Raw genomic sequence first — 12,212 nt, forward strand, 5'->3', positions numbered from 1 at the left:
CTTTCAGCCGGTGATGGTCTTCTCTTTAAAGCGTCATACTTTACTTTTCCTCATCTACACTTTTTCATATAGAAAGTTTATTTCTTTTACTATATTACATTTTGGCGCCGATGTTAACCAATAATTCCTTGAATTCTATTTAAAACTTTCTCTTTTCCTAAAAGCTCAATCGTTTGAGGTAAATCTGGTCCATGGGTTTGACCTGAAACAGCGGCACGAATTGGCATAAACAGATTCTTCCCCTTTTGGCCAGTGGATTTTTGAACTGCCTTCATCGCCGCCTTAATTTCGTCCGCTTTAAAGTTTTCCATCTTGTCAAGCTCCTCAGAAAATGCTTTAAGTACTTGAGGAACGGTCTCCCCTGATAAAACTTCCTTAGCGTCTTCTTCGTATTCAGCTTCATCTTTAAAGAACATTTCGGAAAGTTCAACAATCTCTGCACCATAGCTCATTTTTTCCTGTAAAAGCGAAACTAAATTTTTCACCCATTGTTGCTCCTCTTCAGTCAAGTTCTCACCTAAACGTCCAGCTTTGACTAAATGTGGCATAGATACTTCTATAACTCGGTCAACCTCAACCTTTTTCATATATTGGTTGTTCATCCATGTAAGTTTATTGGTATCAAATAAAGCCGGTGACTTCGATAAGCGATTTGCATCGAAAATATCAATAATTTCCTCTTTAGAGTAAAGTTCCTCTTCTCCTGCTGGAGACCAGCCTAGTAACGTAATAAAGTTAAACAAAGCCTCTGGCAGATAGCCTAATTCCTCATATTGTTCAATAAATTGAATAATTGATTCATCTCGTTTGCTTAACTTCTTTCTACTTTCGTTCACGATTAGTGTCATGTGACCAAAAATCGGCGGCTCCCAGCCTAATGCTTCATAAACCATTAGCTGCTTTGGAGTATTAGATATGTGATCATCGCCGCGGAGTACATGCGAAATTTTCATTAGATAATCATCAACAGTTACCGCAAAATTATAAGTTGGTGTTCCATCCTTTTTGATGATAACCCAATCGCCCATTCCTTCTGATTCAAAGGATACAGCTCCTTTTACCATGTCATCAAAGGTGTAGGTTTTTCCTGCCGGCACTACGATTCTAATGCTTGGCTCGCGTCCTTCGCTTGCTAATTTTGCACGTTCTTCAGCTGTTAAATGGCGGCACTTCCCTGAATAATGAGGAGTTTCTCCTCTCTCCGTCTGCTCTTCCCGCTCTGCTTCAATTTCTGCTTCGGTACAGTAGCATTTATAAGCATGACCATTTTCTAGTAATTGATTGTAATAGGTTTGATAAATATCATTTCTTTCCGACTGTCGGTAAGGTCCAAATTCACCGCCGACATCAACACTTTCGTCCCAATCCATACCCAGCCATTTTAAGTATTTTAATTGACTTTCTTCTCCGCCAGCAATATTTCGCTTCTTATCTGTATCCTCAATACGGATAATAAATTTACCTTGCTTGTTGCGGGCAAATAAATAATTAAATAATGCAGTACGGGCATTTCCAATATGTAAATGTCCAGTTGGACTTGGAGCATACCTTACACGAACTTCATTTGACATTACTATGCCTCCATATACCATTGATTTCTTATATCTGATTTATTTTACCATTGTAGATTTCAGCAATAAAGACTATATGTTAACCTTTTTTAACAAAACCACAGCTTGTGAAGCTATTCCTTCACCTCGCCCTGTAAAGCCTAACTTCTCTGTTGTTGTTGCCTTTACATTGATTTGTTCGGGAGAAGCATCTAATAATTCTGCGATTCTCTCTTTCATCGACTGTATATAAGGTGCCATTTTTGGTTTTTGGGCAATAATCGTACAATCTGCGTTAACAAGTTCATACCCTCTATCTTTTACGAGCTGCCAAACATGCTCCATAAGCTTAGCAGAATCGGCATCCTTAAAGTTTGGGTCTGTATCCGGAAAATGCTTTCCAATATCCCCTTCACCAATCGCCCCAAGACACGCGTCAGAGATAGTATGTAATAATACATCTGCATCCGAATGACCTAGCAGTCCTTTTTCATAGGGGATGGTAATGCCGCCTATGATGAGTGGTCGATCCTCAGTTAATTGGTGCACATCAAAGCCTTGTCCAATTCGAAACATTTTAATAACTCCCTTGTCTTTTCTTTAATATTGCCTGTGCAAAAAATAAATCCTCCTTGGTAGTGAGCTTGATATTATCATAATCTCCCTCCACCATTGTCACTGGATGCGAAATTCGTTCTACCAAACTGGAATCATCGGTACCAATAAAGTGTTCCTTCTCGGCATGTTCATAGGCCTTAAAAAGAATAGAAAAACGAAAAGCTTGTGGGGTTTGAACAGCCCACAAGCTGGATCTTTCGACAGTTGCCATTACCACATGATTCCCTACTGTTTTCATGGTATCCTTTGCTGGCACTCCAATGATTGCTGCACCTGTTTCTTGTGCTGTATCTAGTAATCGGTGGATATGTTCCTTAAGAATAAAAGGACGAGCGGCATCATGAACAAGAATAATTCCATCGTTCTTTATTGTTTTCAATGCGTTATAAATGCTATCCTGACGTTCTTTTCCACCTGGAACTAAATCCATCACCTTCTTCACCTTATACTTATTTAATAAGTATTTAAACTCCTCAGTATCGAGTGGATTTACAGCTAAAATAATTCCCTGACACAACTGATCTTCCTCGAAGACCCTTAAGGTATGGATTAATAAAGGTATATTATTAAGTTCTAACAGAAGCTTGTTTTTCCCTGCACCCATTCTCTTCCCTTGACCAGCGGCCGGAATAATGACTTGATAAGCCATAATAAAACTCCATTCTATTCTTTCTGTCTTGTGTCTGTCCAGCTAAAGTGCCTTTTCCAATAATTTTGGCTTTGCAAAAATCATTCTTCCAGCAGAGGTTTGAAGAACACTTGTTACGAGAACATCAATTCTTTTTCCGATATATTCTCTTCCTTCTTCAACCACAATCATCGTTCCATCGTCAAGATATGCTACACCTTGATGATATTCTTTACCATCCTTAATTACCTGTACAGATAACTCTTCCCCAGGCAGTACTACGGGTTTTACGGCATTGGCTAAATCATTAATATTCAATACAGAAACACTCTGTAATTCACACACTTTATTGAGATTAAAGTCATTTGTAACAAGCATTCCATTTGTTATCTTCGCTAGTTTCACAAGCTTGCTGTCCACTTCTTGAATTTCATCAAAATCGCCTTCATAAATCTCTACTTTTATTGCTAATTCCTTTTGAATTCGATTTAGAATATCCAAGCCTCGTCTCCCGCGGTTCCGCTTTAAGACATCGGATGAATCAGCAATATGCTGTAATTCCTCGAGTACAAAGCGGGGAATTACAATTGTGCCTTCAAGGAAGCCTGTTTGACAAATGTCAGCGACACGACCGTCAATAATAACGCTTGTATCTAGGATCTTTAATGATTGTCCCTCTGACTTTTCAGCGTCCTCTTCTCCGGATTTCTTCTTTCCACGGCTTCCAAAAAGATTTAACAACTCATCTCTTTTCTTAAATCCTACCTGAAAGCCCAGGTATCCAAATAATAATGTCAGCAAAATAGGAGCGACAGCATTAAGAATAGGTACTTGAACGGCATTTAGAGCAAAGCCGATTAAAAAGGCGACTAATAAGCCAAAGATTAAGCCTAAACTGCCAAAAATCACGTCTGTTACTGGGATTTTTACCAGTGAGTCTTCTGCCCATTTAATAAACTCTAGTACATAATCTACTGCCCAAAAAGTAATAAGATAAAAAATAATAGCACCTATAATAGCCGTTGCATATGAGTTACTGATTATTGGAATGTCATCAAAATTTATTACTTTTAGTAATTGTGGAATTAGCAATATTCCAAGCGTACCTCCAGTTATAAGAAAGCATGCTTGAACAATACGTTTTAACATTCCTTCACCTCCTCTACTCATTATAAACATATTCCCAAAAATGAAACCTTCGTTTATTGATTATTTTAGTCAAAGTGCGAATTTTAAAACATGAAAGTTAACTTTATATAGTAAAATATATTTTTCTCTTCATAGGGTAGCACTGGAAAAAACCTCTGTCAAACAAACGTAAACTTGCTCCTTACACCTAATAGAATTCTATAAATGCCGCTCTGTATATAATCTCTCTTTAATTAATCTCAAGCCTTCCCTGATTTTCTTTGCACGAATTTCACCAATTCCCTCAACATCATCTAATTCTTCAACAGAGGCTGAAATAATTTTTGAAAAAGCACCAAAACTCGTAATAATGTTTTCAATGATTACAATTGGAAGACGAGGAATTTTATTTAGAATACGATATCCCCGAGGATGTTTATTTTCATCAAGTGGAATATATCCTTGGTACCCCATTAGTTTCAGTATTGCGATATCATCTAGTGTCCCATTGCTAGTTAACACCTGCATTCGTTTGAGAACATCTCTCGACTTGACCTCTCTATCAATGGCATAGTCCTTAATAATCAGGGCGGTTTCCTCTTCTAGATCTGTCAATATTTCATTCATTTGCAAGCGGATAAGCCTGCCTTCCGTGCCCAATTCGTTTAAATAAGTTATAAGCTCATTTTTAATTTTTAGCACCATTTCAAATCGGTGGAGAACGAGTAAGAAATCGTTATATGTAACCGATTCTTCGAATTCCAAAATACTTAACCCGGCAATACTTCGCTCAAGGACGACCTTATACTTTTCCAGCATTTGAATCGCTTGATTTGCCTTGGTTAATATCACAGAAATATCTTTAAGGGCATAACGGAAGTTCCCTTGATATAAGGTTATGACGTTTCTTCTTTGAGATATAGCAATGACAAGGGCCTTTGTTTGCCTGGCCACTCGTTCAGCTGTACGGTGGCGCATACCTGTTTCCGATGCCGATATATCAGAATCAGGAACAAGCTGGGCATTCGCAATAAGAATGGTATTCCCTAAATCGTTTAGGATAATCGCACCATCCATTTTTGCTAACTCATATAGATAACTTGGTGAAAAAGGACAATTAATTTGAAATCCGCCATCAACAATACTTTTAACCTTATCATTGTAACCAACAACAATAAGCCCGCCAGTATTTGCTCTTAATACATTATCAATTCCTTCACGAATAGGTGTACCTGGGGCAATAAACTGTAGAACCTCACTTACAGTTTGTTCACCCAGCTTTTTATTTTCCATGCTCTACACCCCTAACACTGCTTTTAAAGCTTCTGCTACAGTCGAAACGCCGATTAACTCTACACCTTTTGGACCTTGCCAGCCGCTCAAATTATTTGCGGGTAAAATAACCCGTTCGAACCCTAACTTTGCAGCTTCCTGAACACGCTGTTCAATCCTGGAGACCCTTCGCACTTCTCCTGTTAACCCAACCTCGCCTATAATACAATCCGTGGCACGTGTAGGTTTATCACGGAAGCTTGAGGCAATACTTACAACAATCGCTAAATCGATGGCTGGTTCATCTAATTTAACGCCCCCAGCGACCTTTAAATACGCATCTTGATTCTGAAGCAGCATTCCCATCCGCTTCTCTAATACTGCCATTAATAATGGAACACGGTTATGGTCAATACCTGTTGCCATTCTTCTTGGGTTTCCAAAACTTGTTGGAGAAATTAAAGCCTGGATTTCGACAAGTACAGGACGTGTACCCTCCATTGAAGCAACCACAGTGGAACCGGCCGCGCCTTGTGACCTCTCTTCAAGGAAAATTTCTGAAGGATTTGCAACCTCATCAAGTCCAAATTCTTTCATTTCAAAAATACCCATTTCATTTGTTGATCCAAAGCGGTTCTTTACTGCACGTAAAATTCGATAAGTATGGTGCCTCTCGCCCTCAAAGTAGAGAACAGTATCTACCATGTGCTCGAGCAGCCTTGGTCCAGCTATGGAACCTTCTTTTGTTACATGACCAACAATAAAAATAGCAATTCCTTTCGTTTTCCCAATCCTCATTAATTCAGATGTACATTCACGAACTTGTGAAACGCTCCCTGGTGCAGATGTTACTTCCGGATGAAAAACAGTTTGAATCGAATCAATAATAACAAAACTTGGGTTTGTATTTTCAATGGTCCGATTTATTTCGTCTAAATTGGTCTCAGCATACACGAGGAGATTTTCAGATTTAATTCCTAGTCTTTCTGCTCGAAGCTTGGTTTGCCTCAGCGATTCCTCGCCGGATATGTATAAGACCTGATTCCCTTTATTCGCAAGCTGAGAGGATACCTGTAAAAGGAGAGTCGATTTACCGATACCAGGGTCACCACCGATTAGAACCAGTGATCCTTTAACTACTCCACCGCCTAAAACTCGATTAAGCTCATTTAAATCGGTAAGAATCCTCGGTTCCGACAATGATTCAATGGCTGTAATTGGTGTTGGTTTCGACGCTAGTGTGGATACTCCCTGAGAATGAGCAAAGGCGCCCCTTCTATTTCCACCCGTCACCTCAACTTCTTCCACCATCTTGTTCCACTCGCCGCAGCCAGGGCATTTTCCTAACCATTTAGGAGATTCATACCCACACTCCTGACACATGAACTTCGTTTTTCGTTTGACCATATCAATCTACTCCTGACTCTAAATAGAAAAAGAGGTACACGGTCGAGACTTATAACGTGTACCCCTTTTAGTTGTTCTAAAACTTAATGGATCTGGTTATTTAGTTAGAGGCGTTTTTTCTGCCGTTTTAACTAAGAATTCACCATTATCAACATCAATTATAACATGCTGCCCTGTTAATACTGTGCCTTTTAACAGTTCTTCAGAGAGGCGGTCTTCAATATGCTTTTGAATTGCTCTGCGTAATGGACGTGCACCGTATTCTGGGTCGTAACCCTCGATAGATATCTTATCCTTAGCTGCTTCGGTTAACTCTAAAGAAATATGCTGCTCTTTTAGTCGTTTTACAAGCTGATCAGATAATAGAGTAACAATTTCTCCAAGATGCTTTTTCTCTAAAGCATGGAAGACAATGATTTCATCAATACGGTTTAAGAATTCAGGACGGAAGGCCTTTTTCAATTCTTCCATAACCTTACCCTTCATATCCTTATAATCCTGTTCTCCATCTTGAATATTAAAGCCGACATATTTGTTGCGTTTTAGGGCCTCTGCGCCAACGTTAGAAGTCATAATCAGAACAGTATTTCGGAAGTCAACCGTTCTTCCTTTTGAATCAGTTAAGCGGCCATCCTCTAAGACCTGCAGTAAAATATTAAACACGTCTGGATGTGCCTTTTCAATTTCATCAAGCAGGATAACGGAATATGGTTTTCTCCGTACTTTTTCCGTTAATTGACCGCCTTCTTCATAACCCACATATCCTGGAGGTGATCCAACCAAACGGGAAGTAGAATGCTTCTCCATGTATTCTGACATATCGATTCGAATCATGGCGTCTTCATCACCAAACATAGCTTCAGCAAGTGCTCGAGCCAATTCGGTTTTACCTACACCAGTAGGACCAAGGAATACAAAAGAGCCAATCGGACGTTTTGGATCCTTTAAGCCTGCTCTCGCACGACGGACAGCTTTTGAAACAGCCTTAACTGCTTCCTCTTGACCAATTACTCGTGAATGTAAGAGTTCCTCTAAGTTTAGCAGCTTAGCTGTTTCTGTCTGTGCCAGCTTGGAAACTGGTATTCCCGTCCAGCTTGAAACCACACTTGCAATATCCTCAACAGTCACTTCGCTGTTTTCTTTTCCTTGCTTTTCTTTCCACGTTTTCTTTGTTTCTTCAAGCTGCTCACGAAGACGCTGCTCTGTATCTCTTAGAGAGGCTGCTTTTTCAAATTCCTGGCTTTGGACGGCAGCATCCTTCTCTTTGCGTACTTCTTCTAACTTTACTTCTAATTCTTTTAAATTTGGAGGTGTCGTATATGAACGTAAGCGAACCTTTGATCCCGCTTCATCAATCAGATCAATTGCCTTATCTGGAAGGAACCGGTCAGAAATATAGCGGTCAGATAATTTTACCGCTGCTTCAATTGCCTCGTCTGTAATTGAAACGCGGTGATGGGCTTCATAACGATCACGAAGACCTTCTAGTATACGTACGGACTCATCAGCCGTTGGTTCGTCAACACGGATTGGCTGGAAGCGACGCTCTAATGCGGCATCCTTTTCAATATATTTGCGGTATTCGTCCAGTGTGGTTGCACCGATACATTGAAGCTCTCCACGTGCTAGTGAAGGTTTTAGGATGTTGGAAGCGTCAATCGCTCCTTCTGCTCCTCCGGCACCAATTAACGTGTGTAATTCATCAATAAAGAGAATGATGTTACCTGCCTGGCGGATTTCGTCCATTACCTTCTTCAAACGGTCCTCAAATTCACCGCGATATTTGGTTCCAGCTACTACGGTTCCCATATCCAGCGTCATAACCCGCTTATCACGAAGAATTTCCGGTACTTCATTATTTACAATTTGCTGTGCAAGGCCTTCAGCGATAGCGGTTTTACCTACGCCTGGTTCGCCGATTAACACAGGGTTATTTTTTGTACGGCGGCTTAATACTTCAATTACCCGTTGAATCTCCTTGCTTCTTCCGATAACAGGGTCCAAACTTCCTTCTCTAGCAATTGCTGTTAAATCCCTAGCAAGGCTGTCAAGGGTTGGAGTATTAGCACTTACTGATGCCCCTCCCTGATGACCGCCCGATTCATTACTGCCTAGTAATTGCAGTACTTGTTGACGCGCTTTATTTAGGCTTACTCCCAGATTATTAAGGACTCTTGCAGCAACACCTTCACCTTCACGGATTAAACCAAGTAGAATATGCTCTGTTCCAACATAGGAATGTCCTAATTTTCGAGCTTCATCCATTGATAATTCGATTACCTTTTTAGCCCTTGGTGTATAGTGAATCGTTTGGGATGCTTCCTGACCTTTCCCGATTAACGATTCCACTTCCTTTTGAATTTTTTCAGAACCTAATCCAAGTCCATAAAGTGCTTTTGCGGCGATGCCTTCTCCCTCACGGACTAAACCTAATAAAATATGCTCAGTTCCAATATTGTTGTGTCCAAGTCTAATTGCTTCCTCTTGTGCTAAAGCTAAAACCTTTTGAGCTCTCTCAGTAAAACGGCCAAACATCATATTCCATTCCTCCTCACCTTTTATCTGACTCCATTTTTATTCGTTCTCGAATTAATGCTGCTCGTCTTATATCTCTTTCATTTGCTCTTAAATGCCCGCCTGCGTACTGCTGCAAGAATCCAGGCTGTGTTAAAATCATCAATTCATTTAATATATTCTTAGGCAAATGATCAATGTATCCCATATCAATTCCTAGTCGAACATCAGATAGGCATTTTGCAGCCTCTTTTGTTTCAATAATCCTACAGTTGGATAATACACCATAAGAACGAAACACTCTGTCTTCTAATTGTATGTTTGAAGTTTTGCGTAATGCTTCACGAGCGGACCTTTCTTGTGAAATTAACTGACTCACTACACCTTTCAGGTCACGGCAAATGTCTTCTTCGGATTTACCCAAAGTTATTTGATTGGAGATTTGAAATATATTTCCAAGCGCTTCACTCCCCTCACCGTAGATCCCTCTTACAACTAAACCCAGTTGATTTATTGCCGGAATAATACGATTGATTTGCTGTGTTAACATCAATCCTGGTAAGTGCATCATGACTGAAGCACGAAGTCCGGTTCCTACGTTTGTAGGGCAGCTTGTTAGATATCCATGCTTCTCATCGAACCCAAAGTGAATGTGGCTTTCCAGCCAATCATCTACTTCATTCGCAGCCTCCAATGCCTCCGTTAGTTGCAGCCCAGGAAATAAACACTGAATGCGAATGTGATCCTCTTCATTAATCATAATACTAACTTCTTCATTTTCGGTTAATAGAACCGCTCCATAAGGTGAGTCTTCTGCTAAATTAGGACTAATCAAATGCTTTTCTACCAAAACCCTTTTTTGGAGAGGCTGTATGTCATCGATCTTCAGAAGCTCCATTTGCCCAAACTTTGTAAAGTTAGATTCACTCAGGATTTCTTCCATTTTCAAAATAATCGATTGTGCTTCTTCATGCGAAAATAATGTTGGAAATTTATAGTTCTCAAAGTTTCGGGCTAAACGGATTCGGGAACTAAGGACTATATCTGAATCAGGTCCCTCCTCGCTCATCCACGAGCTGACTGCTTGATTGATAAAACGTTCAAGCGACACGTTATTCCCCTCCCTTACTTCTGCCAGGTAATTCTTTCTCGATTGTACGGATTTCATCTCGAATCATAGCAGCTTTTTCAAATTCCTCTTGTTGAATTAACTCTTTTAGTTCACTTTTAAGATTTTCAACCTGCTTTTTGAGGTGAATTCCTCCGCCAATTCGCTTTGGTATTTTTCCGCTATGGGACCAATTTCCGCTGTGAAGTCTCCTTAAGACGGGTGGAAGCTGCTCTTTAAAAGTTTCATAGCAATCGGCACATCCGAAACGTCCGACTTTAATAAATTGCGGAAATGTCATTGAACATTTATTACATTGAAGTACTTCTTCTTGATGAAACGTATTTTGATTTTGTTTTTGAACAGTAGGATCAATATTTAATAGACCCGCTAATAGGTTATTAAAAGTAAAGCCTGATCCTCCATTAATCATAAACATCTCGCCCTTCTCTTGGGCACATTTTTCACAAAGGTTTACCTCGGTTTTTTCACCGTTGATGATTTTTGTAAAATGGAGTGCAGCAGGCCTTTGATTACATTCCTGGCAAATCATTTTTATTTCACCTCTCTAGCTGGTATAGATTATTTATATTTCAATGATGTTAACATCGCTTTCAACATTCTTGCACGTAATTCGTCTCGGAATGGAAGATCAATATAAAGGACTGAACGGTCAATTACACTTAACATTATTTTTGCCTCTCGTTTTGTAATTATCTCCTCATGGACCAGTCTGTAAATAACATCTTCTGCCGTAGCTTGTGCGATACGATTTTCAATGAGCGACAACAAATGGTCAATTAAGTCGGCTAAATCATGGGACTGAACCTTCATGATTCGGATATACCCGCCTCCCCCGCGTTTACTCTCTACGATATACCCTCGTTCAATGGTAAAGCGCGTATTAATGACATAATTTATTTGTGATGGTACACATTGAAATTTATCTGCTATCTCGCTTCTCTTGATTTCAACGTGTTCCTTTTCACTCATTTCTAATACTTGTTTTAAATACTTTTCAATAATATCGGAGATGTTTCTCATCTTCCCACCTCCTTCTTCTGACTTTGACTATATTTGACATTAATTATACTGAAAATTTTATGTAGTTGCAAACAACATGCTACTAATGATTTTCTCCATATTTCGCAGGTGTGAAACCTGTATTGGTTTATAAATTTGTTTTTAGGTAGTTAGTAATGGTAGATAAGCTTTGTGAGGTTTTGATTCCCTTTATCCTAGGAAAATCAAGTTTGAGGTAGTCAATAGGAGGGTTTGGTTCCCTCCTTCCTTTAAAAATTTAGTTTAAAGGCAACAAAAAGAGATTTTAGTTCCTTCTATCGGGTAAAAGCTCAAGGGATTCAAAATTTATTCTACTATCCTGTAATTTTCGAACAATACAAAAAAACACAACCCTAATCAGGTTGTGCTTTTTGTGCCTGGCAACGTCCTACTCTCACAGGGACAAAGTCCCAACTACCATCGGCGCTGAGAAGCTTAACTTCCGTGTTCGGTATGGGAACGGGTGTGACCTTCTCGCCTTAATTACCAGACTATTTTATTGAGGTATCATTCCCTCAAAACTAGATAATCAGAAGAAGTTTGTAAAACGAGTTCGCTTTTAAAAATTGGTTAAGTCCTCGAACGATTAGTATCAGTCAGCTCCACATGTTACCACGCTTCCACCTCTGACCTATCAACCTGATCATCTTTCAGGGTTCTTACTAGCTTGACGCTATGGGAAATCTCATCTTGAGGGGGGCTTCATGCTTAGATGCTTTCAGCACTTATCCCGTCCGCACATAGCTACCCAGCGATGCCTTTGGCAAGACAACTGGTACACCAGCGGTGCGTCCATCCCGGTCCTCTCGTACTAAGGACAGCTCCTCTCAAATTTCCTGCGCCCACGACGGATAGGGACCGAACTGTCTCACGACGTTCTGAACCCAGCTCGCGTACCGCTTTAATGGGCGAACAGCCCAACCCT

Annotated in this window: 10 protein-coding genes, 2 rRNA genes and 1 other annotated feature (2 of these 13 cut by a window edge); all 12 genes read right to left on the minus strand. The window is 39.9% G+C overall.

Annotation, left to right across the window (positions count from 1 at the left end; all coding sequences use genetic code 11):
• Window positions 1-66 (minus strand) — a binding site (T-box leader); it reaches 172 nt to the left of the window's first position.
• Window positions 67-113: 47 nt separating this feature from the next.
• Window positions 114-1,571, minus strand: a complete 1,458-nt coding sequence (gltX, locus tag ABC255_RS29560) for a glutamate--tRNA ligase (protein ID WP_412998819.1) — start codon at window positions 1,569-1,571, stop codon at window positions 114-116.
• Window positions 1,572-1,643: 72 nt separating this feature from the next.
• Entirely contained in the window at window positions 1,644-2,126 is a 483-nt protein-coding gene (ispF, locus tag ABC255_RS29565) for a 2-C-methyl-D-erythritol 2,4-cyclodiphosphate synthase (RefSeq protein ID WP_412998820.1), read from the minus strand.
• Window position 2,127: 1 nt separating this feature from the next.
• A complete protein-coding gene (ispD, locus tag ABC255_RS29570) occupies window positions 2,128-2,817 on the minus strand; it encodes a 2-C-methyl-D-erythritol 4-phosphate cytidylyltransferase (protein WP_412998821.1) in 690 nt (229 codons plus the stop codon).
• Between the two features lie 42 nt (window positions 2,818-2,859).
• A complete protein-coding gene (locus ABC255_RS29575) occupies window positions 2,860-3,945 on the minus strand; it encodes a PIN/TRAM domain-containing protein (protein ID WP_412998822.1) in 1,086 nt (361 codons plus the stop codon).
• Window positions 3,946-4,143: 198 nt separating this feature from the next.
• Window positions 4,144-5,217: a DNA integrity scanning diadenylate cyclase DisA gene (disA, locus tag ABC255_RS29580; RefSeq protein WP_335535849.1), complete on the minus strand. Its 1,074-nt coding sequence runs from the start codon at window positions 5,215-5,217 to the stop codon at window positions 4,144-4,146.
• Between the two features lie 3 nt (window positions 5,218-5,220).
• A complete protein-coding gene (gene radA, locus ABC255_RS29585) occupies window positions 5,221-6,603 on the minus strand; it encodes a DNA repair protein RadA (RefSeq protein WP_335535848.1) in 1,383 nt (460 codons plus the stop codon).
• Between the two features lie 96 nt (window positions 6,604-6,699).
• Window positions 6,700-9,141: an ATP-dependent protease ATP-binding subunit ClpC gene (gene clpC, locus ABC255_RS29590; RefSeq protein ID WP_412998823.1), complete on the minus strand. Its 2,442-nt coding sequence runs from the start codon at window positions 9,139-9,141 to the stop codon at window positions 6,700-6,702.
• A gap of 13 nt (window positions 9,142-9,154) precedes the next feature.
• Window positions 9,155-10,228 (minus strand): protein-arginine kinase McsB, encoded by a 1,074-nt coding sequence (mcsB, locus tag ABC255_RS29595; RefSeq protein ID WP_412998824.1) that lies wholly within the window; start codon window positions 10,226-10,228, stop codon window positions 9,155-9,157.
• Between the two features lies 1 nt (window position 10,229).
• Complete coding sequence (mcsA, locus tag ABC255_RS29600) at window positions 10,230-10,778, minus strand: protein-arginine kinase activator protein McsA (protein ID WP_412998825.1); 549 nt, start codon at window positions 10,776-10,778, stop codon at window positions 10,230-10,232.
• 29 nt (window positions 10,779-10,807) lie between these two features.
• A complete protein-coding gene (locus tag ABC255_RS29605; protein WP_179603612.1) occupies window positions 10,808-11,269 on the minus strand; it encodes a CtsR family transcriptional regulator in 462 nt (153 codons plus the stop codon).
• A gap of 393 nt (window positions 11,270-11,662) precedes the next feature.
• Window positions 11,663-11,778: ribosomal RNA gene (gene rrf, locus ABC255_RS29610) — 5S ribosomal RNA — on the minus strand.
• Between the two features lie 75 nt (window positions 11,779-11,853).
• A 23S ribosomal RNA gene (locus ABC255_RS29615) occupies window positions 11,854-12,212 on the minus strand (it continues 2,579 nt past the right edge of the window).

It is taken from the genome of Neobacillus canaveralius (genome assembly GCF_047237705.1).
Classification (GTDB): Bacteria; Bacillota; Bacilli; order Bacillales; family Cytobacillaceae; genus Neobacillus; species Neobacillus niacini_K.

Bases quoted from the DNA above. Each gene is read 5' to 3' on its own strand.
- gltX (WP_412998819.1), bottom strand. From the start codon at position 1,571: ATGTCAAATGAAGTTCGTGTAAGGTATGCTCCAAGTCCAACTGGACAT.
- ispF (WP_412998820.1), bottom strand. From the start codon at position 2,126: ATGTTTCGAATTGGACAAGGCTTTGATGTGCACCAATTAACTGAGGAT.
- ispD (WP_412998821.1), bottom strand. From the start codon at position 2,817: ATGGCTTATCAAGTCATTATTCCGGCCGCTGGTCAAGGGAAGAGAATG.
- ABC255_RS29575 (WP_412998822.1), bottom strand. From the start codon at position 3,945: ATGTTAAAACGTATTGTTCAAGCATGCTTTCTTATAACTGGAGGTACG.
- disA (WP_335535849.1), bottom strand. From the start codon at position 5,217: ATGGAAAATAAAAAGCTGGGTGAACAAACTGTAAGTGAGGTTCTACAG.
- radA (WP_335535848.1), bottom strand. From the start codon at position 6,603: ATGGTCAAACGAAAAACGAAGTTCATGTGTCAGGAGTGTGGGTATGAA.
- clpC (WP_412998823.1), bottom strand. From the start codon at position 9,141: ATGATGTTTGGCCGTTTTACTGAGAGAGCTCAAAAGGTTTTAGCTTTA.
- mcsA (WP_412998825.1), bottom strand. From the start codon at position 10,778: ATGATTTGCCAGGAATGTAATCAAAGGCCTGCTGCACTCCATTTTACA.
- ABC255_RS29605 (WP_179603612.1), bottom strand. From the start codon at position 11,269: ATGAGAAACATCTCCGATATTATTGAAAAGTATTTAAAACAAGTATTA.